The following is a 21,454-nucleotide window of genomic DNA, read 5'->3' on the forward strand; positions in this document are numbered from 1 at the left end:
AACAGCTTCATAGCGATCCAAAATCTGATTTATTCCAGGCGCAGTTTTGCATATTATATGTATGCTCAGCAACCCATTTTTTAGCGTCCTTAATCGGCAATGAATGCAGCCAGTTTAAACGATCGATCTCGGCCTTACTCGCACCTCCAACATTAGATGGCAACTGTCTAAGATCAGCAAGCCAAGCAGCAACTACTACATCACCAGCAAGCCCTAACTCACCAGAGAATGGCTCACAATTAGTTATTTGATTCAGCCAAATAACGTCCACCGAGTCCTCAAACATGGGTCTTGAAGCTATGCTTAGCGGAACGGTACCTTTAGGCAAATCCGAATAATCAAAATCATCATCGGTCAGCTGACGCAGTGAGTCGAATCGCAAATCTGATTCCGAAAACAACTCTGAGATTCTTCCCCACCCGGCAGCAATCTCAGCACCTAAGGGTTCATATTCTTCAATGAGCGTTAGTTTAAACCCTGTTCGCGGATCAGTAACAGTTACCATTTTCGGCTGATTGGCTAGCATCGGACTATTGTTAGTTTTTACCGTTGCAAAACCAACAATCAAAACCGGCACGGCAAGTAGCGCAAAGGTTGTGAGCCGCAGAGTTTTGCGCGACCCTCGCACAAGGTAATAAACCACGAGCAAGGCTAAAATGTAACCGCCCACTATAAGCAACTGGCCACTATAAAACAGCGGGTTAGGTACTGTTACCGCAAAACCATCCTGATAGTTCATCGGGCTCAGCCACAATAAAGACCTGATTTGCCAAAAATAGTTTCGAGATACATATATAGCCAATGCAACTGCGCCGGCCAACGGTATCGCAGCCCAGTGTGAAATTAGAGCAGCAACTGTATGCCCTATAGCTAAATAAAGCAGGCAGACAAACAGCGCCATCAACACCGCCGGCCACACTGGTGTACCCCTTAAAGATAGAGACACACCACGCAGTAATAAAACTAAAAAGGCCACCATCGAAGCTACTAGAAGCCAGAACGCATCAGCCAATATCTGTAACGCTCTTACTGCCGCCACCGAACGCACGGCTGCAGCTTCTGTTTCATGCATTTTTTGTCTTTTGCTGCGCAAACCACTCCAAGCGGCTAAACAGCAAATAAGCGGAGCAATATAGGCCTGCGCCGCAAGCATTTCAGTGGTGACGCTAGTCCAAGTCGCTAACCACTTATACGAGTTAGAAACCGCAAACACTACTGCAACCGCATAAATAACGAAGGCACCATATTTAAACGGTGATGTGCGCAGTTCAAGGGATAACATTTGTCTCCCCTCTATCTTTGGAAATTACTTTCAGATATCCCTTCTCAAGCGGAGTTATTTCTGCGTTGCGTAATGTTGCATCTAACAGATCGGTTTGCGCCTGTGCTTCAAGCTCTGCTGGGGTGCCTGTAAAACAGTTCTGACCGGCTTCAAGAATTGTTATTTTCTGGGCGAGAAATCGCACATCTTCAACCAGATGGGAGCTTAAAATAACTGCGCTAGTTTCTGCTAAATCACTTATCAGTTTTCTAAACTTCACCCGCTGCTCAGGGTCAAGACCAGTTGTTGGTTCATCCAGAATTAATAGTTTTGGGCTGTGAACAATTGCTTGAGCGATTCCTGCTCGCCTTCGCATGCCACCTGAGAGCTGCCCCATCTTCTTACTGCGAAGCTCAGTAATGCCAACCCGTTCGAGCGCAAGTTCCGCACAGGTTCTTGCTGTAGCTGAAGGAAGCCCTTTCAGCCAAGCCGCGTAGGCAACAAATTCCAACACAGTAAAACTTGGCACGTAACCAAACTGCTGCGGTAAATAGCCAACATCCGACATAAGCAGCTGTCTTTCGCGGCGCAGGAAAGGGTTGAACCCGAGCACTTGAATCTCACCAGTACGCAACCTCACCGTCCCAAGGATGGTTTTCATGAGGGTTGATTTTCCCGCACCGTTTCTACCGATAAGCGCGGTTATCTCATCATTGGCAACAAAATCTAAACCCTGTATTTGAGGTTTTCCTATGCGCCTATAAGAAGCTGCTGCTCCGATAATCTCGACTATCGGAGCAGCAGCCACTTTAGCAACCAATTTTTACACCTAACTTTGACTCGGAGAAAACCCAGTCACCGATTTGAGTTTTATTTTGTAAGCGGATTTGTGCAAAATAATTTGCCGCTACACCAATTTGTGCTGGGAAGCAGCTCGACAGGCTGAGTCCGCCGTTACCAAAGACTGCATCTGCGCTAGTGCCACCAACATATGGGTGCCACCATCCCTCTTGCTTATGCAGCTCAAGCACGGCCACCCTATTGTCTGAATCATGGCAGGGGCCCCAACCTCCCGAGACAGAGAGCTTGGCACCTGATTTCACCGGCTGCCCGACTCTTACCATGCACCAAAGAGAGTAACCGGAGGCAGCGGATGCTGCATTCACTCCCATCAAAGAAGTGGCAATGGAGCAAACTGCTAACAGACTTACTAGAAGAGTTTTGAATTTATTTTTTTGTTTGTTATTGGGTTTTGAAATCGTTTGTGTGTACATGATTACCCACCGATATTGATCGTCGTTGATTATTTTGGGGTATCACAGTATATTGCTGCGACTTAGCAAAAAATTTGCTATCGAAGTGCCTCATATTAAATTTTTGACAAAGGTAGCACGCCTTAACAAGAAAAGCAAATATTAATTGCTTATGCAATTATAGATCTACATTAGAGTGCGTAATCTAGTGGGTTTTCCCGTAATGAGGCGGCACCTCTGCCCGCAAACGTGCCGCATTCTCAGACTTCTCATTCCCACCAAAAGACTGATCACCCCAGGTTTCTGGGCGATCCGCAAGCGGCTGCGAGTCTAGCGCACCGAGCGTCGGAGCGTCATCTACGTAAGCAGGTGTCGGGCGCGTCACGCGGCGACTTTTGCGTCCCTGCCGCTCTGCGCTCTCAGACTGCCCTGCCTTAGTCATCGGTGGCTGATTCTTCCGTTTCTGAAGAATCTTCCGCTGCTGCGGCAGCTTCCACAGCACCTGCAGAGTGCTGGTCTTCAGACCCATCCTCCGCTCCCTGAGCGGTTTCAGTTGCGCTGTCAGACACCTCAGTTTCAGTTTCAGCAACAGTGGTGGCAAATTCAGCTACCGCCGCCGCTCCGGCTGCGCGCTCCTCAAAGATAGTGGCTGTGTCATTTTCAACAACATTCACGATCTCTGTTTCGGTATATGCGACAGTCTCCTGCTCTGCCAGCCGTTCGCGAGCAGCAGCGGTTTCGCGATCCCAACCGATGATGCCCGCCACGCGCTCCGCAACCTCTTGTGGGTCGCTGAACAGGTCGAAGCTCTGCACCCGCTGATAGTGCCACCCGAGACGACGCAAAAGCGCCGGGCGCAAACGCAGAGTGTGCCTCATACTCTCATCTTCGCCGCTGAAATCGATGTCAATCGCAATCGCGCGATCACCCAACGCCGCCGCAATCGGAATCACACCCTGATAGTTCAAAGCCACCTTCAGACCCAAGCGATGCAGCCGTTCTGCCAGCTCAGCAACCATAGAGTCAGGCTCTGCTGGCAGCGTTGCCTCAATCTCCGGAGCCGGTTCAGCTCCCAGCACGGCAGCCAGCTGATGCACACCGTAACGAGGATTGATGCTCTCAAGATGCTGCGCTCTGAAACAGCTGACAACAGTCATCGCACGACGGGCACGCGTCATCGCAACCGCGATAAGACGCTCACCGCCCGGCTGGCTGAGCGGGCCAAAATCAGACAGCACACGCCCGTGCGGCGTGCGCCCGTAACCAATCGAGAAAATCACGCGATCGCGGCTGAGCGCACTCGACTGTTCGATCGTCACAACCGTGAACGGCTCGGCGTGCTCACCCAACAGGAAGTCGCGCAACTCAGGACGTTTCGCAAAAGCAGACAGCACCGACTGCCACACACGCACAGCGTGTTTTGCGCTGGCGGTGACAACCATCAGCGACTCATTCGGGCGCTCCTCAGCGTGCTTTAATACGAGAATAACTACACGCTCAACCTCAGCGTCGGTGCTTTCAACAGCGCCGCTTTCCGGATCTGGCAAGCCCTGACCGCCGCGCACATACTCATGCACAAGACTCGAACGGCCGAGGAAAGAACCTGCCCACGGCATCGACTCAATCTGACCCTCATAGAACTTCTCGTTCACGAGTTTGGTGAGATCAGCCCCGCCCGCCCGATAGCTGCGCGTCAACTGCAGTTCTGGCAGCACCTTCCGCAGCGCACTGTAAACGCTCTCGGTGAGTGGCTGAGCGCCAGCTGCGACGCTATCTGTTTCACGCACACCGACCTCAAAGCTTGAGGGTTGCTGAATCACCGGATCGCCGAAAGCAACAACCTGCTTGGCGCGCCGAATAGCGCCAACAGCTTCAACCAGCGAGATGCCGGCAGCATCAACTATCAGCAGAGTGTCAAAGCGCATCTGCGAAGGCAGAAGCGACACCTCGTACGGGCTCATCGCCCACACCGGCGCTAAAATACTCATCAGCGTTGGAGCAGTTTCTAAAAGAGCGGTCGGGCTTGCGCCACCAGCGCGCAAAGCCTCACGCAATGCCTTCGCCTCATTCCGGTGGTCTATCACTCCGACTCGCCAAATATCAGCCAACTGCGACGCAAGAATTGCGCCATTAGCACCCGCGTGCGCATCATCAACGAGACGGAAATCAGACTCGAGACGCTCCACAACACCGGTATTTGCACTGAGCAGGGCGGGATTATTATGCAGCATCGTTTCCAGCGCGGTCTGCCACCACGCCTGTTCTAACTCTGCCGCAACTTCATCGGCTGGCACATGGCGTGCTGACAGATCATCAAGCAGCTGCCCAAGATCAGCGTCACGCAACTGCTCCATGATCGCGGTGCGTTCCTGAATATTTTTAAGGACTTCGCTCTCCTGCGCAAGGGCGGAAATGCGATGTGCGAGAGCTGAAACTGAAAGGTTGCGTAACCGCTGGTCATCGCTAGCTACACCCAGCACCGCATCAAGCTTTTCAAGGTCATCGTAGACACGCTCAAAGTTTGCTGCGACCTCAGCTAGGCCGAGCGGCACCTCTTGGCGCGCACCAGGAATAGTGCAGTACCGATGCCACAGCACCCGCTGCTGTTGAATCGCCTTCAAACGCTCAAACATATCGTTTACGGTCACACCCGGCCGCACATACTCACGGGCTAGTTTCTTCAGGCGGCGGCGGTTTGCCGCTGACATAGTATCGTTTGCGGATCGCGGTGCGTGCGCCGCGATGACCTCACTGAGCGACCGCTCATAAACCTCTGGCACGAAACGGTCTAGGGTCTCACGAATACCCTCAAACAGGCGAATGTAAATCCCCAGCTCGGTGATGCTTTCGTATGGGCGCAGTGAAGTCTGCACAACCATTTCACCGGCTACTGAGTGCAGGCGCGGCAGCTTGGTTTCAGCCAAATCCACTGCACGCGAATAGGCGCTGCGCGCTTCTTCTGTGCTGTTAAAGCTCACCCCGTACCACGGTGAGTCTGCCGGCCCGTAATCAAATTGACCAAGTCGCGCTGCCTCTATCAAAGCATCCGCAACAGCGCTGCGATCAAGCGCCAGTGACTGCAGCGCGGACTGGCTCAAGCGCACAGTTGTCTGTGGCGCGTTGGGAAGCATCGAAAGTTTCGCCAGCTCTCGCAGCGCCGTTAACGGTGTCACGTTTAGCTGTTTGTCTTCGGTATCAAGCGCATCGCGATAATCAATCAGCAGATTGCGCAGGCGCACCAACGCCTGATCAACGTCAACAGCTGGTTGTTGGTTGCTGACCTCATTTCTGCGAATCGCCTCCACAAGTGAGCGACGCAGCCGTCGTGGGGTCACGGCGAGACCGCCCAGACCGACTCGGTTTAGACGGTGCGAAATTCCTTCAATGGTCGCATGACGCGGGGAGACAACCAGCACTCGTTTACCTGCTCGCACTAGCTCACCGATAGCGTTAACGACGGTTTGGGTGCCACCGGTGCCCGGCAGGGTGTGTACGGTTAGTGAGTGCCCGGCAGCAATCTGACTAATGACGTCATCCTGCTGCGAATCAGCGTCATAGAGCAGTCGATCATTTTCAGGTGTGCGACTGTTTAACGGCGTGGGGTTCACCGGCTTGTATGCACGGCGCAGCTGTTCGATCGCGGCCTGATCACCTGCGACAGCGCGCAAAACAGGGGTGTCAAGGTCTTTTAAGTCCTGCACCATACGGTGTGATATTCCACTAAACGATGAGGCAACAAGACGCGGCTCAACGGTGAAACCCGCAACCCCTGCAGCCATCATCCGGAGACGGTCGATAACCGGTTGCGGTTTAAAAACACCCTCGGACTGCGATAGCGCGAGCAGAGTGCGAGCGTCTATCGCAATACCAAACTGTTGGTAGAGCACCCGAATTAACTCAGGGTTGACAGTCGCCGTGCCCTTCAGTTTGATTTCAAAATCGCGGCCATAGCGGCGAATAGCGAGCGGGCGCAAAAGCACGGGAGCTGCAAAGTTCTCCCCCTCGAACACCCATTTAGCGATACCAACGCCAAGGTGCACAGTCTCAAGCCCGCGCACATTTCGCATCTCGAGAGCCTTCGCAGCAACATTAGCCGCAGCACGCTTCGCCTTGCGCAACGCAACATCATCGCGTATCAGTTGAGAAAGAAGGGTTTTTTGGCCGGTAATAAACTGCGCAAGACCGCTTGGGTGTGTGGTCGAAAGATCAATGCGGTTGCGCTCTTTATCCTCGAAGTGCAACAGTGGATTAACGCCACCGAGACGGGCAATAGCCTCCCGCCAGGAAGCGTGGAGCACATCAAATTTTGGAGTCGGAGCCGGCATCGAAGCGGACTTCTCAGCATGTGGTGCTTGTGCGGTTGCAGCCTCTGCGGCAGTGCCGCTAAGCGGTTTTTGACTCCCCGCTGTTTTCAGCACCGGCTGCTCAGCAACCGCTTCCTCAGCAGCGCGGTTGTCTCCCTGCGCAGGATGATCCGCCTTCGCAGCCCGCGCCTCAGCAGCCTGCGCACCCGCTGGGTGTGTGGGCGCAACCGGCCCAGTCTCTACCGGGCCAGCTGTAAAAGCGCCTGGTTCAAAACGGCCAGTGTGAATTACCTCTGTTTCACCGGTGTCTGCAGGCAGCTCTTGACCAGCACCATTGCCGGCGTTGCTGTTACGACCAAATAACTTTCCAAAAGACCACACCTAAACAGCCTATTGCGAAATTCTTTGAATTTCCCCGAACAGCGCCGACTAGCTGTGATTTATATTCCAGAAAACGCACATACACACAGCGCTAACTCTGCTTCAGCATGCACGCAGCAGAGAAGTAGCCGGATCAGCTAACTAGGCCGTCAAGTTTGCCCGATCCGCCGTATCAGGATTGCGGTCACCGCGCAGCCGCCCGACCCAACTCATACCGTGGTAAACAACGAGGGCTGCAACGGTGCCGAGGGCGATACCGTTAAAGTAAAAATCACCGCTTTCGATGGTGAAGTTAGCGATACCAACAATCAGCGCAATAGCGGCAGTGAACTGGTTTACCGGCCTGTTGAAATCAACCCGGTTATCGATCCAAATTTTCACCCCAATTAAACCGATCAGGCCGTACAGCGCAACTGTGACGCCGCCGAGCACCCCGGCCGGAATCGAGTTGATAACCGCACCGATTTTAGGTGAGAAAGAGAGCGCTATCGCAAACAGGCCCGCAACCCAATAGGCAGCGGTTGAGAACACTCGAGTGGCTGCCATAACACCGATGTTTTCTCCGTAAGTGGTGGTGCCAGCACCGCCACCGAAACCGGCTAGAGCAGTGGCAATACCGTCAGCGAAAAGCGCTCTACCGGTCACCGGATCAAGGTTCCGATCAATCATTAGCCCAACCGATTTTACGTGCCCAACGTTTTCGGCAATAAGCACCAGCACCACCGGCAAGAAAACGGGTAGCAAACCCCAGAGCGCCGGGTTTGCAAACGGATTCGCCATGAGATTAAAGGACGGCAGCCCGAACCACGCTGCATCCGCGATTGCTTTGGTATCAACCTGCCCAGCAAGAAGCGCCGCAATGTAGCCAACTATGACTCCGAGCACGATTGAGAGTCGCCCGATAAACCCTCTGAAAACCACGGTTATAAGAAGAATTGAGCTGACTGTAATCAGCGCTATATACGGTGCAACAGAAAAGCTGTCGCGCACAACCGGCGCCAGGTTGAAACCGATCAGCGCCACAATTGTGCCCATCACAACAGGCGGCATCAGTCGGTTGATCCACCCCGAGCCAACAAAATGCACCAGCAAACCGATCAGGAACAGCAGCAAACCCGTTGCAAAAAGCCCGAAGCCAGCGGCCCCTGTATCCCCGTCGTTAGCCGCAATTGCCACCCCGATTGGGGCGATAAACGCAAAAGAAGAACCGAGATAGCTCGGCACCCGATTACCCGTAATCGCAAGGAAGATGAGGGTGCCTAAACCAGAGAAGAAGAGTGTAGCTGTCGGTGACAGGCCTGTGATCAGTGGCACTAGGAAGGTCGCGCCAAACATCGCTATCACGTGCTGCGCACCAAACCCGATGGTGCGCGCCCAGGTCATACGCTCTTCTGGAAGCACACGAGCATCCGGAGCCACGTTTTTACCGTTACCGTGTAGCTTCCAATCAAACATTATTCTCCAAACATTGCAGTTTAATTAGCGCCTGTTAAGCACACACCCAATTCTAGTGAAGAGCCTAGGCACCACAGCAGCAAGGGTCTTGCACCCGTCTAACGACGCTTTCTCACATGCTCTTCTGGGCCGCCCGGTGTGGTGACCAAGCCAACAATCGCACCGAAAACGGCGCCGGTGAGAGTCCACAACCAGAAGTTAAAAATGAGCGCACACACAAAACCGACTACAACACCAACACAAATCCCGAGCACCACCTGCGCGATACGCTGCTTGCGGGTTACCTTTTTGCTCATTTGTTTGCACCAATCCGCCGCGCGATGCCGCGTAATTCTTGAATACGGGTGTTTCGTTCAGAAGTCGTTACATCCGCTGTGCCGGCTTGCAGTTCCTGTGCGGCAAGCCGATCCGCAAGATCTTGCACAGCTAGCGCCGCGATCCTTTCCGCCGCAACCCCGCTAGCTAGCGCCCGCAGAATTAATGCTCCTGCCGCGCGCGCTATTTTGCTATCTGCGAGAGAGCGTGCAGCACCCGCAGCGAGCAGCGCTTCCTGCAGTGTTTGCAGCGCGCTGTGATCCGTGGTGAGTGCCTCAATCTCCCATTCCCGCCAAGCTCGAGTGACGCCATTCGTCCGGTCTGTAGCGACTACGGCATCATCGGCGATTTCGTAACGGGCAACGGTCGCCTGATCGTGCAGAAACGTGATTTTACGCTCAGTACGTATTTCCGCAACAACCTCAAGCCGCTCCGCGCTGCCTGGCACAAGAGTGTTGAGGTGTGTAGCCGCACCCGCCGGAATTTCGTCGCAAAACTCCCAGCTGGTCTCTTCCTGCGTAGTCTCATTAATCCGGGTTTTAATATGCCACCCTGCGTCATGCCCACCGGCACGCCGCCGCACCGCAGTGCCCACCTTGGCAAGCGCGCGATCGGGCGTATCGAAGTAGACCGCCTCAAGCTGCACCACTTGAATCGGCTCAGGGTCTAAGTGGGCGGGCCAACGCTCTGGCAGCTCAGCTCCAACTGGCGCCTCAAACTTCAGCTCAACCTCGTGATGCACACTCGCATTTTTAGACATACTTTAAGCATGACAGATTTTGTGCAGTCTCAGATTCCAAAGCTTGTGCTTGAAGCTGTGCGCGATCTGCAGAATGCTGGTGCGCGGCCTGAGATGCTCGCAAACTGGCGTAGGCGTCGCAAACTCCTGCTATTCGGTGGCAAATGGCGCCTGGAGACACTGGGTGAAGCCTATCGAGTCGGGGTGCTGTTGCTGACAGAAAGTGGTGAAATTTGGTGCGCCGAGGGGCAGACCCGTGCCGCAAAACGGGAACGTCTTGGCGTTGTTTCAAACTCGCAGGAGTATCGACGCGATCTTGCCGGGCTCGCATACGACTCCGGATATGCGACTGGCACGGTGATAAATTTTGGCTGCACAAAAATGCCGCAAGACGAACAGGATTTGCGAGCTCTGGCGGCAGATCCGCAAGCTGTGATTGCGCTTTCCGGTAACACCCTGAAAGTGCGCTGGCGCGCCGCAGCGGATCTTGCGCAGGCGCCAAGTTTAGAAGCCTATTTGCGCGATCGGGTGTCACTAATTTTAGAGAACTCACGCAGCTAAATTTAACTGTAAAACTCTGCCCGTGAAAGAGCATCCACAGCGGAGTTGTCTATAATTAATGCAGTTATTTAACGGCAAACAACGGGGTAAGTCAATGTCTGAAGATCACGGCACAATCGAAAGTCTCTCGCTGCACGGGCTGGAGCGCGAAACATATGCGCCACCGGCTGAATTTACAGCGCAGGCGAATATCAGTGATGCGACTATTTACGACACCGCAAAATCTGATCCTGATGCCTTTTGGGCTGAGCAGGCGCGCACGCGACTAACCTGGTCAAAACCGTTTACTGAGGTTTTAGATTGGTCGAATCCGCCGTTTGCGAAATGGTTCGCAGATGGTGAACTAAACGTGGCCTTTAACTGTCTTGACCGCCACGTACTCGCGGGCAATGGCGACCGTGTTGCGCTGCATTTTGAGGGTGAGCGTAGTGATACTCGCACCATTACTTATAAGGAGCTCACCTTCGAGGTGAAACGCGCTGCGAACATGCTCGCAGCTCTCGGGCTGCAGGCGGGGGATCGGGTCGCGATTTATATGCCGATGATTCCTGAGGCAGTTATCTCGATGCTCGCGGTCGCGCGTCTGGGCGCAACCCACTCGGTGATATTCGGTGGTTTCAGCGCCGACAGTCTCAGAGCGCGTATCGACGATGCTGCGGCGAAGCTTGTTATCACGGCTGACGGAGGCTTTAGAAAAGGCAAAGTGTCACCATTAAAGCCAACGGTAGACGCGGCTCTTCAGCTTGCTAGTAACGATGGTGAAACATCAAGCGTTGAGCGTGTTATCGTTGTGCAGCGCACTGGTGAAGATGTTGACTGGGTAGACGGGCGTGACCTATGGTGGCACGAGGAGATAACCGCGTTTGAGGGGGATCACAAAGCGGTTGGGTTCCCCGCCGAGAATCCGCTGTTTATTCTCTACACATCCGGCACAACCGGCAAACCGAAGGGCATTTTGCACACCAGTGGTGGCTATCTCACGCAGGCTGTGACAACTCATTCAAATGTTTTTGATTTGAAGCCGGAGACAGATGTTTACTGGTGCACCGCCGATGTTGGATGGATCACCGGTCACACATATGTTGTTTACGGCCCGCTCGCAAACGGTGCAACGCAGGTGCTCTACGAGGGCACCCCAGACACTCCTGACTGGGGGCGCTGGTGGCAGATCATCGAGAAATATAAAGTCTCAATTTTCTACACTGCGCCAACCGCTATTCGCTCCTGCATGAAAGTTGGGCGCCAAGTGCCCGCGCAGTATGATCTATCATCTCTGCGCCTGCTCGGATCCGTCGGCGAGCCGATCAACCCGGAGGCGTGGCGCTGGTATCACGAGGTGATCGGCGGCGGGGTTGCCCCTATCGTTGACACCTGGTGGCAAACTGAGACCGGTGCGATCATGATTTCTGCGCTGCCGGGGCTCACCACCTTAAAGCCGGGATCTGCTCAGGTGCCGCTGCCGGGGATCGCGGTAAATATCGTGACCGATGAGGCTGTGCCGGTGCCGCACGGTTCGGGTGGTTTGCTTGTGGTTGAGCGGCCGTGGCCGTCAATGGCGCGCACCGTTTTCGGTGACGATCAACGCTACATTGACACCTACTGGTCAAAATTTGGCGATAAGTATTTTGCCGGTGACGGCGCGCGGTTTGATGACGACGGAGATGTCTGGCTTCTCGGTCGTGTGGACGATGTGCTAAACGTGTCTGGGCACCGTCTCTCTACCGCTGAAATTGAATCAGCGCTGGTTGAGCATCACGCTGTCGCCGAAGCAGCGGTTGTGGGTGCCTCTGATGAAACTACGGGCCAAGCGGTTGCGGCCTTTGTCATTTTGAAGAGTCAACAGCATCTGGTGACCGCAGACAGCGCGGAAGCTGAATTGAAAAAACACGTTGCGAACATTATTGGCCCGATTGCGCGCCCACGCGATGTGTTCATAGTTGATGAGCTGCCAAAGACACGGTCGGGCAAGATTATGCGTCGCGTGCTGCTCGATATTGCCGAGGGCCGTGAAATTGGTGACACCACAACACTGACCGACGTTAATGTTGTGCTAGACATCTCATCCGCTGTTGATGAGCATGATGGGGTTGGGCCTGAGGCGCTCACCCCTGGTGCGACAGGCGGCGAGGCTGCGGCACTTGTCGGATCGGCAACGCCCCAACAGAAAAAGAAAAAAGGATTCTTCGCTAGGCTCTTTGGGCGGTAGCAGAGACCGCCGCCGTTAATCCCGTACCGCCGCCCTCTGTTGGGACGTGCGGTAAACACACAGCGGCGCGCTGACAGGTATTTCCTCCTGCCAGCGCGCCGTGATGCGTGGTTTACGCTGTGGTTCTGTGTGATTTCGCGGCCGCGACAACCCATTCAAACAATCGCGCGTCAGACGCGATACGCTCGAAACGGTCTTCTGGATGCCACTGCACCGCCACGATTTCGAACTCTGGGTCTTCAATCGCCTCAACGGTGCCGTCTGATCCATGCGCGACGACCCGCAGCCCATCCCCTATGCGGCCAAGCGCCTGGTGATGATAGCTCGACACGTTAACCGTGTCAGCACCGTCGAACAGAGAATGCAAAAGCGAGTCAGAAGCAATCGCAACGTCATGCTCTGTTCCCACATGATCCTTCGCATTTTCAATATCTTGAATCATGTCACCGCCACGGTGCACATTCCACAATTGCATTCCACGGCAAATTAAAAGCGCAGGGATGCGGCGTTCTTCAGCAACAGAAATAGCACGCAGATCGGCCTCATCCTGACCCTCAAAATCGGTTGGCCCGTAAGTTGGGTGAGGATCCTGCCCGTATCGGCTCGGGGTCACATCGTTCCCACCGGGGAGGACGATTCCCGCTACGCTATCCCAGATCTCATCAGGCGCAAAGGGACTGATGAGCACGGGAATTCCGCCGGCAGCCGTAATAGCTTTCACGACGGTATCCGATACTGTGGATCCGCTCTTGCGGAGCCCCTTGACCTGCGCAGAGGACATAGCAGGGACTCCGATCAGCGGTTTTTCACTCACTTAGTTGCTCCCTCTAAGGATTCTTCCGGATACGGCAGGTGCGGAAACCACTTGTTCCACGCTGCTTTGAGCTTTCCGTTCTCGATGATCGTGGTCATCGCATCGTTGAGGAGACGGAACATCTCGGGACGATCCTTCGCAACCCCAACACCCCACGGGTTTCGGGTTTCTGCGGTGAATGCTAGATCAAAGTCAGCTTCTTCACCGAGCGGCACCGTCACCACATCATCATCCACCATCGCGTCAACCTCACCGGATCGAACCGCCTCAATCATGTCTGAGAAGACATCATCGCTGGCTCCGAACGGCACCAGAATAGCGCCAGGGAAAGTTTCTGCCAATCGCATATTTGCACTGTTAGCAATCGCAGCAACCTTGTACCCGTTGAGATCTTCAGGGCTGCGCGCCGGATCACCTGCCCGCACAAGCACCGATTCGTTGAAGACCGCATAGGGTCGCACAAAGTCGACCTGCTCTTCTCGTGAGGGGATAATTCCCTGGCCGCACAGCACTGCATCAACACGGTGCTGCTGCACCGATGGCAGCATGTCATCCCAGGGCATCATAACCCACTCGACTACCCTGCCGGTTGCTTCAGCGAGCAGCTTAGCAACCTCTGGTTCATAACCGTCGCGCACACCGTTCGCATCTGCGAGCCCAAACAGTGGCATCGCGGGTGAGTCGATACACGCCAATCGAAGTTTTTCTGTCATTAGGGGATCGCCTCCCAGTACTGGTTGAACTCCCACTCGGTAATCGCACCGCAGTAGCGAGCCCAATCATCATATTTCATCTCATAGTAAAGCTCTGCCAATTTTGGCGGGAGCACGGCCTGCACAAGTTCGCTTGATTTAAACAACTCAAGTGCATCACCAAGGTTCATCGGCATCGCATCGCCCTCAGTGTCAGGCTTTGGTGGCTCGATCTGCTCACCGATACCAGCCGCAGCCGCAGCAACAAGCAGGCCGTGTGACAGGTACGGGTTCACCGCAGCATCTGGTACGCGCACTTCCGCGCGACCGTTTGCCGAGATTCTCACCATAGCGCCGCGTGAATCAAGACCCCAGTTGCCGCGAGCTGGCGCAAACTGGCCTGGATCCCAAAAGCGTTTGTAGCTGTTCACGGTGCTCGAGAAGACTGCCATCATGCCGGGCGCATACTTCAGGATGCCGCCGACAACCCACCGGCCGATTTGGGACAGGTGCAGCTCAGTGCGGCCCGGGTCTTCAAAGGTGTTGTTGCCTTCCTCATCCCACAGTGAAATGTTGTGGTGGCAGCCGTTACCCATTGAACCGGCGTAAGGTTTTGGCATGAAGCTTGCTTGAACACCAAATTCGCGAGCAACCTGCTTGCAGATCTGGCGGTAGGTGACAAGACGATCCGCTGTGTTCTCGATCTCATCGAACATCCAGTTCAGCTCGATCTGACCCCTGTCTTCAAAGTCGCCTTCGATCATGTCAAAATCAAGCTCTGTTGCATACTCCTGCACACGCTTGTATATAGGTCGCATGACCTCAAGGTTGTCCACCTGATAGGCGGGGCTGTGGCCAGGAATAATATTCGTCTTAATCGACTCACCAGCCCAGACCATTTCAGGCTCCGTGCCAGATTTCATCGTCAGGCCGAACACATCTTTCATAACCTGGTGGATCCGCTTCATGGTAGCGCGTGAATCCACCTGCAGTGGCCGCCCGCCAACCTCGTTGAAGTGATCTGGCTCGTATGCTGAGCAGAAGATGCGACCAACCTCACCGTCCCAAGGCAGTGCTTGGAAAGTTTCCGGATCTGGCAGGCCGATGAATTCCTTCGCATCGACACCGCCACCAATAAGGTTGCCGAAAATATTCGTTTGCAGATCGCTCAACGCGGTGCGGTGAAATGCGATTCCTTTTTCGAGATTGCGAACAAAGTGTTTTGCTGGAACCATCTTCGCAACGGTGCGTGAACCAAGCGTTGGGAGCATATAGTAGATGTACTTCACTCCTGAACGCTCAATTTTTTCACTCAGCTCTGCAACAGTCTCTTGTTTTAGATTGTTCTCCCGGTGGCGGCTCGCCGCACCGTTGTCAGCGAGAGCTTTTTCGAGTTCTTTGTGAAAGGTTTTTGCAAGATCCTTACCAGCTTTCTGCGCTGCAACGATCTTTGCTCCAACCTGTGATTTTTCTGTAGTGGCCATATCTCCATCCGATTTTTATTTATGTGATGTGCTGCTGCATCGTTGCCGCGCACACCGGGTCGTTAGCGTTTTGTGAATGACACGGGAAGACGCTCTGGGCCCGTGTTTCCTGAATCTGGCAGCCATTCCTGATCCTCACCAAGTTTGAGATCAGTGATGCGGGTTGCCAGCGCAGGCAGTGCCGCCATCATGTCAGACCTCGCGACGAAGTGACCGATGCAGTGGTGAGCACCGCCGCCAAAGGCAAAGTGAGGTTTGCGGACGGCATCGAGGTCAATCCTGTTTGGATCTTCGAACGCCTCCGGGTCACGCCCAGAGGTTTCAGTGAACATGTGCACTGTGGTGCCTTTTTCAATCGTCAATCCCTTGTGCTCGAACGTTTCAGCCGCTTCGCGTGTCACCCAGCGAGTGGTTGGGTTCAGACGCAGTGCCTCCTCAACAGCCGCTTTTCGATACTTGTCAGGATCCGCCGCAAGCTTCTCCCACTGGTCAGGCTGTTTCGCAAACGACGACAGCGCAAGCCCCAGCTGATTCCGGGTAGTATCCATGCCTCCGAAAATGAGGAGCACAATCATGTTCTCCAGCTCTTCGTTAGACAACTGGTCGCCCTCTGCGTTTGCTTCAACAAGTCGCGTCACGAAATCGTCTTGTGGGTTCTTGCGACGATCCTCGAGCAGATCGCGACCATACTGCTGCAGCTCCTTTAACGCAGCATCGATAGTTTCGATCTGTTCCTTAATGGTGATACCAAGCGCTGCGCCGACCTTCGACCCTAGATCGTTGATGTGAGCCCACTCAGTTTCAGGGATCCCAAGCATGATGCACAGAACACGGGTGGCAAACGGAGCTGCGAACTCCTCAACAAACTCAACCTCACCCTTATCGATCCAGTTGTCAATAAGCTCGTTTGCTAAGGCATCGAAGCGATCGCCAAGATCTTTAATCTTTCTTGGCGAGAAGGCTGGCTGCACAAGGCGACGTAGGCGGTCGTGATCGTCACCTTCAAGCACAAGCAGGTTTTCTTTCCACCAGTCATAGAAGACACCACTGTGGACACCGTTCAGATCAGGCCACTCAGCACTGCCCTGCTTAAGATTTTTACTCTTCATCAAAGCAGCATTGTCTTCATAACTGAGCACCGCAAGCCCGTAGTTAGTTTTTGCGTACCAATTTGTTTCTCGTGCCTGTTCAACTTCATCAGAGCTGATAGCGAAATTGCTATCAGCAATATCTAGGTACGCGGATTCCGACATTATTTTTCCCCTTCAGTATTTTGTGAATTTTTCGCTGACGAATCGCTGCTCGACTCATTTTGAGGAGCGTGGGGGTAGTAGTGTGGCTTGCCGCCAGAGAGGAGCACGGCCATATCAACAATTTCTTCGGACGGAGCAATTGGACTTGCGTAGTGCATGTTAACGACACCCGTGTGTGCGTCACCTGCTGGCCCACCACCGCGTTTGTCTGGACGTGTAGTAAAGAGATAGATGACACCGATTACAAGCACTATCACACCGACAGCAGAGACGAGATAGCGCTGGAACCAGTTTTCAGCGTCTTCAACCGGCCAAACCAACATGATCATCGCAGCGATTTGGTAAAGACCGGCAGCGATGGTCACTGGCCATCCCCAACGGCCCATCTTGAACGGCCCCTTTGGCTGCCATCCCTTTAGGCGAGCACGGAATGATGCAAGCACCGCCGAGAAGAAGGCGAGGTAGATGCCGAGTGATGCAAACGAAATAACCGCAATCAGCGCGTCGGCCGAGAAGAGCGACACAACCACGATCAATGCTGGCAGAATACCCGCAACAAGCAGCGCGTACGGCGGAACAGCTCGTTTCACAGAGAACTTGCGCAGTGCGCTCCAACCTGGAAGCTGCTTGTCTCGTCCCATTGAAAATAGGAGTCGTGATGCAGCTGCTTGGAGGGAGATCGTGCACGATACGTACGAGATCATAATGAGCAGCAGCACGATTTTAAAACCGATTGGGCCGAATGTGGTCTGGAATATTCCGGTGACCGGGTCTGTGTTCTCACCGCGAATCACCGCTGCGTAATCTGGAATTGCAAGGATCAAGCCCATGCCGATGAACATTGAGGCAACACCACCAACGTAAAGCGTGGTGCGCATTGCTTTCGGGATCACCCGACCCGGATCCTTAACCTCTTCTGCAACGTCACCGTTTGCCTCGAAACCGTAGTACAGGAAGATTCCGAGGATTGCAGAGAATGCAAATGCAACAAACAGTGGTTCGTTTTCTTGTACGTCTAGTGGGCGGAAATCAGTGAAGAATACGCTGAGGTCGTGCTGACGAGCGGCAACAAGCAGCCAAATTCCGATTACTATGGTTGCAATAATTTCAAGCGAGAAACCGATAAACGCAACAACTGACAGGAGTCTGGTTCCACCAAAGTTCATGAGCGTGGAGAAGGCGATCACCACCAGAGCAAGAATCACGTTTGTGCCTGGGTTCGTCTCGATTCCCAAGAATGCGCCGAGGAACGGCCCGACACCAAACGCAACGGAAGCAATCGTGGCGTTTATCGCGACTGCGTATACCCAACCACTCATCCACCCCCATTTTGCGCCCCAGAGGCGGCGGTTCCAAGGGTAAATACCGCCGGCAATCGGGTATTGGGAGACAATCTCGCCGAAGACAAGAGCAACAAGTAGCTGCCCGAGGCCCGCGACTACAAGCGTCCAAAATGAAATCGGGCCCGCTATCGCAAGCGCGAGCCCGATGGTGGTGTAAACACCTACTACGGGAGATAGATACGTAAATCCAAGCGCGAGGTTTCCCCAGAAACCCATTTCACGTTTGAATCCCTGTTCTGAGTGCTCATCATGAGCATTTGAGAGAGCAGCTACTGTGGTGCTATCAGTCATTAGATATCCTTATCTTCAGCGTCATTGCCTTTGACAAAAAAGAATTAGATCACAATGTTAGCGCTTTTGCAAAATTTACTTAACCGCACCGCGTGTTAAATCTTCGTAGCTGCCTAACACCGCAGAAAACCCCGAAGTTTCAGGCTTTTCTGCAGCTCGCCGCGCCGTATTCGTGTCCATTTGCATTTGCTCACCGAAGTTCGCAAAATAGATAAAGTTACTACTGGTTCAAGTAAATCAGGGTGCAGCGTTGCACCCAAGAAGGGAAGTCTCTAATGGCTGTTCGCATTCTGTTTGGCACCGAGAGCGGTAACGCGGAGCTTGTCGCATCCGATATCGAAGATGCTCTTGCAGCAGAAACTAGCGAAGATCTTGATGTAGATGATCTTGCAAACGTTGACGTAAATGCGTTTAATAGCGACGATCGCCATCTCATCATCTGTTCAACACACGGCGAGGGCGATCTGCCCTACAGCGCACAGCCGTTTGTTGCCGCACTAGAAAATGAAAAGCCCGATCTCACTGGCGTGCGATTCGCAGTGTTTGGGCTTGGCGACAGCACTTACGAAAATTATTCGAAGGGCAGCGAGCGAGTAGTTGCCGCTCTTGAATCGCTCGGCGCATCTCGTGTTGGGGAGTATGGGCGTCACGATGCGGCATCACCGGATGATGCATCGGATCTTGCGGTTGCATGGGCACCAGAGGCCCTCGCAGCTTTTGAATAAATCACACACAAACGCCGCCTATTCGCTAATACATCTTCGTCTGCAACGACGCGCATTGATTGGATAATGATGTCTGACTCAAACTCACCTAAAATAGCCATTATCGGTTCTGGGCCATCGGGTTGCTACTCTGCACAGGCACTGCTTAAGACCGTCCCAAATGCAGAAATTACGGTGTTTGATCGTCTGCCAGTTCCATTCGGCCTTGCGCGGTTTGGTGTTGCAGCTGACCATCAGGGCACCAAGGGTGTCACAAAGCAATTTGCGCGTCTTTTCGAGCGTCAGGGTGTCAAGTTCGTTGGCAATCTCAATGTTGGCGAGCACGTTGAGTTAGATACGATCCGCGAGCACTTCGACGCGATTATTGTCGCAACCGGACTCCATGAGGATCGGCAACTCGACATCCCAGGAAGCGCTACACCCGGTGTGGTTGGTGCCGGATACATCACCCGCGCGTTAAATAGTCACCCCGAAGCAAAGCTGCCACTTGACTACTCGCTCGGCGAAGTCTGCATCGTTGTCGGGGCGGGAAACGTAGCGATCGACTGCATGCGGCTCCTGACTAAGAACGGCACTGAGTTTACCGGCTCAGATGTGCACGACGACAATCATCAGCAGCTTAGCGGGAAGCTCCGTGAGCTCCACCTCGTCAGTCGCAGCGGTGTTGATCAAGCGAAGTTCGATGATTCCATGCTGCGTGAGATGACTCACTTTGAGCATGTGCGCCATGAACTTCACTTTGGGTCGGGTGACCTAGCCGCGGTGACAAACGAGAATCGGCGGGATATCCTCACCATCTTGCAGGATAAATGCACCGATGCAGACCCAGAGCTACGTGGGGTTATTCACTGGTGGTTTGGGTTCGCACCGCACGAAGTGCACGGTGGCAATCTCGTAGACACACTCGAAATCGTGGGCGAAGATGGCACCCACGCACTAATAAAGACCGACAGTGTTATCACCGCCATTGGCTTTCAGGGTGATCCGCTTGTTCCGGTTACTGAGGCAGGGCGCGAGACCGGCAAGATTGAACAAGGTCTCTACGTGGGTGGCTGGGCTCGCCGCGGGCCTCGGGGCACAATCGCCTCACAGCGAATCGATGCGCTTGAGCTTGCAAAAATTATTGGTGCGGATCTCGCCGATCTTAACAGCACAAAGTCTGGTGTGGCCGGGCTCAATCTCGCCCCCGGCAGCACAATCGACTATGACGGTTGGAAGCGGATCGAGCAGAAGGAGATTGAGGCCGCACGCAGTGGGCGGGCGCGACACAAGTTCGATAGCATCGAGGAGATGCTGAAAGAGGCCGGTATGCAACCGACCTCACAGCACTAATCGACAGGCTATTGCTGCAGCTGCTCAATCTCAGGGAGTGTTCACGGGGTTCTTTGGGCTCCCGGTTGCTAGCCAGCTCGTAGCGTTCTCGGCTTGAATTCGAACATATTCTGCATCGGTTCGATTCGAGTAGTACGCAATGTGCGGGGTGAGCACAACGCGGTCGTGAGAGAGAAGCGGATGGTCTGCTGCCGGCGGTTCTTCATCAAGCACATCCAGAGCGAGAGCCGTGAGCTTGCCCGCATCGAGCGCATCACGGGCATCTTGTGAGTCGATCAGCCCACCGCGTGAGACGTTCACAATAATTGCACCATCGGGAAGCTCTGCGATAAACGCACGGTTGATCATCCCCTCGTTTTCATCCGTCAGCGGCACATGCAGGGAAAGCACATCAGCGCCGCTCTGCAAATCTGCAAGGCTTTTGCGCTCAATACCGTAGCGTGCAAGCTCTGCGCGGGTTTCGTCGGTGTCCGGAAGGTAGGGATCGTAGCCCACAACCCTTTGAAACAACGGTCCGGCGATCGCGGCGAAGGCCTTCCCAATCCGGCCGAGCCCCACAACGCCGAGTGTTTTCTCACTCAGGCGCACAGGGGCAAGCGGAGCGCGAGCGTTCCACTGTTCAGCATCTGCAACCGCGTGTGCGGTGTAGAACGACAGCTGCCGCACAGCGGCGAGCAGCAGTGCGAGCGCGTGCGTTGCAACCTCTTCGGTTGCGGCACCCGGTACATTTGTGACCCACACTCCGTGCTCATTCGCCGCCTCAATATCAACATTGTTAAAGCCCATCGACATTAAGGCGATAAGTTTCAGCTTGGGCAGTGCCTCAATCAAGCTGCGCGGCGCCTCCGCATAACCGAGCAAGAGCACTTCCGCATCCTGTGACGCGGCAATAATGCGTTCAGTGTTTCGCGTGCCGAGGTATCGCACCTCAAATCCGGCGTCTTCAAGCAGACGCACACCGCTTTGAAAGTCGGTGTCGTCCATATCTGTGTAAACCGCAACCGGCTTCTGGTTTTCATTCATAATGGATCCTCCAAAACAGTGG

The 21,454-nt window shown here is 54.1% G+C and carries 18 protein-coding genes; 4 read left to right on the forward strand and 14 right to left on the reverse strand.

Features of this window, described 5'->3' with window-relative positions:
- Positions 1 to 7: 7 nt before the first annotated feature.
- The 8 genes from HCR00_RS05760 to HCR00_RS05795 form a co-directional block, all read right to left on the reverse strand.
- Complete coding sequence (locus tag HCR00_RS05760) at positions 8 to 1,282, reverse strand: hypothetical protein (protein ID WP_167143587.1); 1,275 nt, start codon at positions 1,280 to 1,282, stop codon at positions 8 to 10.
- A complete protein-coding gene (locus HCR00_RS05765; protein ID WP_167143588.1) occupies positions 1,269 to 2,081 on the reverse strand; it encodes an ATP-binding cassette domain-containing protein in 813 nt (270 codons plus the stop codon). Before HCR00_RS05765 ends, HCR00_RS05760 begins: the two co-directional genes overlap by 14 nt.
- Positions 2,071 to 2,535: a hypothetical protein gene (locus HCR00_RS05770; protein WP_167143589.1), complete on the reverse strand. Its 465-nt coding sequence runs from the start codon at positions 2,533 to 2,535 to the stop codon at positions 2,071 to 2,073. Before HCR00_RS05770 ends, HCR00_RS05765 begins: the two co-directional genes overlap by 11 nt.
- Positions 2,536 to 2,719: 184 nt before the next feature.
- Positions 2,720 to 2,956 (reverse strand): hypothetical protein, encoded by a 237-nt coding sequence (locus HCR00_RS05775; RefSeq protein ID WP_167143590.1) that lies wholly within the window; start codon positions 2,954 to 2,956, stop codon positions 2,720 to 2,722.
- Positions 2,949 to 7,199, reverse strand: coding sequence for a DEAD/DEAH box helicase (locus tag HCR00_RS05780; RefSeq protein ID WP_208317309.1), 4,251 nt, complete (start codon positions 7,197 to 7,199; stop codon positions 2,949 to 2,951). Before HCR00_RS05780 ends, HCR00_RS05775 begins: the two co-directional genes overlap by 8 nt.
- 141 nt (positions 7,200 to 7,340) lie before the next feature.
- Positions 7,341 to 8,654 carry a uracil-xanthine permease family protein gene (locus tag HCR00_RS05785; protein ID WP_208317310.1) on the reverse strand — a complete coding sequence of 438 codons (1,314 nt, stop codon included), beginning with the start codon at positions 8,652 to 8,654 and terminating at the stop codon, positions 7,341 to 7,343.
- A gap of 98 nt (positions 8,655 to 8,752) precedes the next feature.
- Complete coding sequence (locus HCR00_RS05790) at positions 8,753 to 8,950, reverse strand: hypothetical protein (protein WP_166986919.1); 198 nt, start codon at positions 8,948 to 8,950, stop codon at positions 8,753 to 8,755.
- Positions 8,947 to 9,729, reverse strand: a complete 783-nt coding sequence (locus HCR00_RS05795; RefSeq protein WP_167143592.1) for a CYTH domain-containing protein — start codon at positions 9,727 to 9,729, stop codon at positions 8,947 to 8,949. Before HCR00_RS05795 ends, HCR00_RS05790 begins: the two co-directional genes overlap by 4 nt.
- Positions 9,730 to 9,738: 9 nt before the next feature.
- On the opposite strand from HCR00_RS05795, the gene HCR00_RS05800 reads away from it, so the two are divergent.
- Positions 9,739 to 10,269 (forward strand): hypothetical protein, encoded by a 531-nt coding sequence (locus tag HCR00_RS05800; RefSeq protein ID WP_167143594.1) that lies wholly within the window; start codon positions 9,739 to 9,741, stop codon positions 10,267 to 10,269.
- Positions 10,270 to 10,363: 94 nt separating this feature from the next.
- Positions 10,364 to 12,475, forward strand: a complete 2,112-nt coding sequence (gene acs / locus HCR00_RS05805; RefSeq protein WP_167143596.1) for an acetate--CoA ligase — start codon at positions 10,364 to 10,366, stop codon at positions 12,473 to 12,475.
- Between the two features lie 112 nt (positions 12,476 to 12,587).
- Here acs and HCR00_RS05810 read toward each other — a convergent pair whose 3' ends face one another.
- From HCR00_RS05810 to HCR00_RS05830, 5 genes are all read right to left on the reverse strand, one after another.
- Positions 12,588 to 13,289 carry a gamma-glutamyl-gamma-aminobutyrate hydrolase family protein gene (locus tag HCR00_RS05810; RefSeq protein ID WP_167143598.1) on the reverse strand — a complete coding sequence of 234 codons (702 nt, stop codon included), beginning with the start codon at positions 13,287 to 13,289 and terminating at the stop codon, positions 12,588 to 12,590.
- Positions 13,286 to 14,002 carry a substrate-binding periplasmic protein gene (locus tag HCR00_RS05815; RefSeq protein WP_167143599.1) on the reverse strand — a complete coding sequence of 239 codons (717 nt, stop codon included), beginning with the start codon at positions 14,000 to 14,002 and terminating at the stop codon, positions 13,286 to 13,288. The genes HCR00_RS05810 and HCR00_RS05815 overlap by 4 nt, the downstream gene beginning before the upstream one ends.
- Positions 14,002 to 15,465 carry a glutamine synthetase family protein gene (locus tag HCR00_RS05820; protein ID WP_166986901.1) on the reverse strand — a complete coding sequence of 488 codons (1,464 nt, stop codon included), beginning with the start codon at positions 15,463 to 15,465 and terminating at the stop codon, positions 14,002 to 14,004. The genes HCR00_RS05815 and HCR00_RS05820 overlap by 1 nt, the downstream gene beginning before the upstream one ends.
- 62 nt (positions 15,466 to 15,527) lie before the next feature.
- Positions 15,528 to 16,718, reverse strand: a complete 1,191-nt coding sequence (locus HCR00_RS05825) for a cytochrome P450 (RefSeq protein ID WP_166986898.1) — start codon at positions 16,716 to 16,718, stop codon at positions 15,528 to 15,530.
- Entirely contained in the window at positions 16,718 to 18,352 is a 1,635-nt protein-coding gene (locus tag HCR00_RS05830) for an APC family permease (RefSeq protein WP_166986895.1), read from the reverse strand. The genes HCR00_RS05825 and HCR00_RS05830 overlap by 1 nt, the downstream gene beginning before the upstream one ends.
- A 275-nt stretch (positions 18,353 to 18,627) precedes the next feature.
- On the opposite strand from HCR00_RS05830, the gene HCR00_RS05835 reads away from it, so the two are divergent.
- Both HCR00_RS05835 and HCR00_RS05840 read left to right on the forward strand, forming a co-directional pair.
- Positions 18,628 to 19,077, forward strand: coding sequence for a flavodoxin domain-containing protein (locus tag HCR00_RS05835; protein ID WP_167143601.1), 450 nt, complete (start codon positions 18,628 to 18,630; stop codon positions 19,075 to 19,077).
- Between the two features lie 69 nt (positions 19,078 to 19,146).
- On the forward strand, positions 19,147 to 20,409 hold the full coding sequence (locus HCR00_RS05840) for an FAD-dependent oxidoreductase (RefSeq protein ID WP_167143603.1): 1,263 nt from the start codon (positions 19,147 to 19,149) through the stop codon (positions 20,407 to 20,409).
- A gap of 30 nt (positions 20,410 to 20,439) precedes the next feature.
- Here the strand turns inward: HCR00_RS05840 and HCR00_RS05845 are convergent, their stop codons facing one another.
- A complete protein-coding gene (locus HCR00_RS05845) occupies positions 20,440 to 21,432 on the reverse strand; it encodes a C-terminal binding protein (RefSeq protein WP_167143605.1) in 993 nt (330 codons plus the stop codon).
- Positions 21,433 to 21,454: the final 22 nt, after the last annotated feature.

It is taken from the genome of Canibacter zhoujuaniae (assembly GCF_011752005.1).
GTDB classification, from domain to species: domain Bacteria; phylum Actinomycetota; class Actinomycetes; order Actinomycetales; family Microbacteriaceae; genus Canibacter; species Canibacter zhoujuaniae.

What these genes read in the sequence shown, in the direction of transcription:
- HCR00_RS05825 (WP_166986898.1), bottom strand. Translation starts at nt 16,718, where the DNA reads ATGTCGGAATCCGCGTACCTAGATATTGCTGATAGCAATTTCGCTATC.
- HCR00_RS05795 (WP_167143592.1), bottom strand. Translation starts at nt 9,729, where the DNA reads ATGTCTAAAAATGCGAGTGTGCATCACGAGGTTGAGCTGAAGTTTGAG.
- HCR00_RS05770 (WP_167143589.1), bottom strand. Translation starts at nt 2,535, where the DNA reads ATGTACACACAAACGATTTCAAAACCCAATAACAAACAAAAAAATAAA.
- HCR00_RS05815 (WP_167143599.1), bottom strand. Translation starts at nt 14,002, where the DNA reads ATGACAGAAAAACTTCGATTGGCGTGTATCGACTCACCCGCGATGCCA.
- HCR00_RS05840 (WP_167143603.1), top strand. Translation starts at nt 19,147, where the DNA reads ATGTCTGACTCAAACTCACCTAAAATAGCCATTATCGGTTCTGGGCCA.
- acs (WP_167143596.1), top strand. Translation starts at nt 10,364, where the DNA reads ATGTCTGAAGATCACGGCACAATCGAAAGTCTCTCGCTGCACGGGCTG.
- HCR00_RS05785 (WP_208317310.1), bottom strand. Translation starts at nt 8,654, where the DNA reads ATGTTTGATTGGAAGCTACACGGTAACGGTAAAAACGTGGCTCCGGAT.
- HCR00_RS05845 (WP_167143605.1), bottom strand. Translation starts at nt 21,432, where the DNA reads ATGAATGAAAACCAGAAGCCGGTTGCGGTTTACACAGATATGGACGAC.
- HCR00_RS05775 (WP_167143590.1), bottom strand. Translation starts at nt 2,956, where the DNA reads ATGACTAAGGCAGGGCAGTCTGAGAGCGCAGAGCGGCAGGGACGCAAA.
- HCR00_RS05760 (WP_167143587.1), bottom strand. Translation starts at nt 1,282, where the DNA reads ATGTTATCCCTTGAACTGCGCACATCACCGTTTAAATATGGTGCCTTC.
- HCR00_RS05830 (WP_166986895.1), bottom strand. Translation starts at nt 18,352, where the DNA reads ATGACTGATAGCACCACAGTAGCTGCTCTCTCAAATGCTCATGATGAG.
- HCR00_RS05820 (WP_166986901.1), bottom strand. Translation starts at nt 15,465, where the DNA reads ATGGCCACTACAGAAAAATCACAGGTTGGAGCAAAGATCGTTGCAGCG.
- HCR00_RS05790 (WP_166986919.1), bottom strand. Translation starts at nt 8,950, where the DNA reads ATGAGCAAAAAGGTAACCCGCAAGCAGCGTATCGCGCAGGTGGTGCTC.
- HCR00_RS05835 (WP_167143601.1), top strand. Translation starts at nt 18,628, where the DNA reads ATGGCTGTTCGCATTCTGTTTGGCACCGAGAGCGGTAACGCGGAGCTT.
- HCR00_RS05800 (WP_167143594.1), top strand. Translation starts at nt 9,739, where the DNA reads ATGACAGATTTTGTGCAGTCTCAGATTCCAAAGCTTGTGCTTGAAGCT.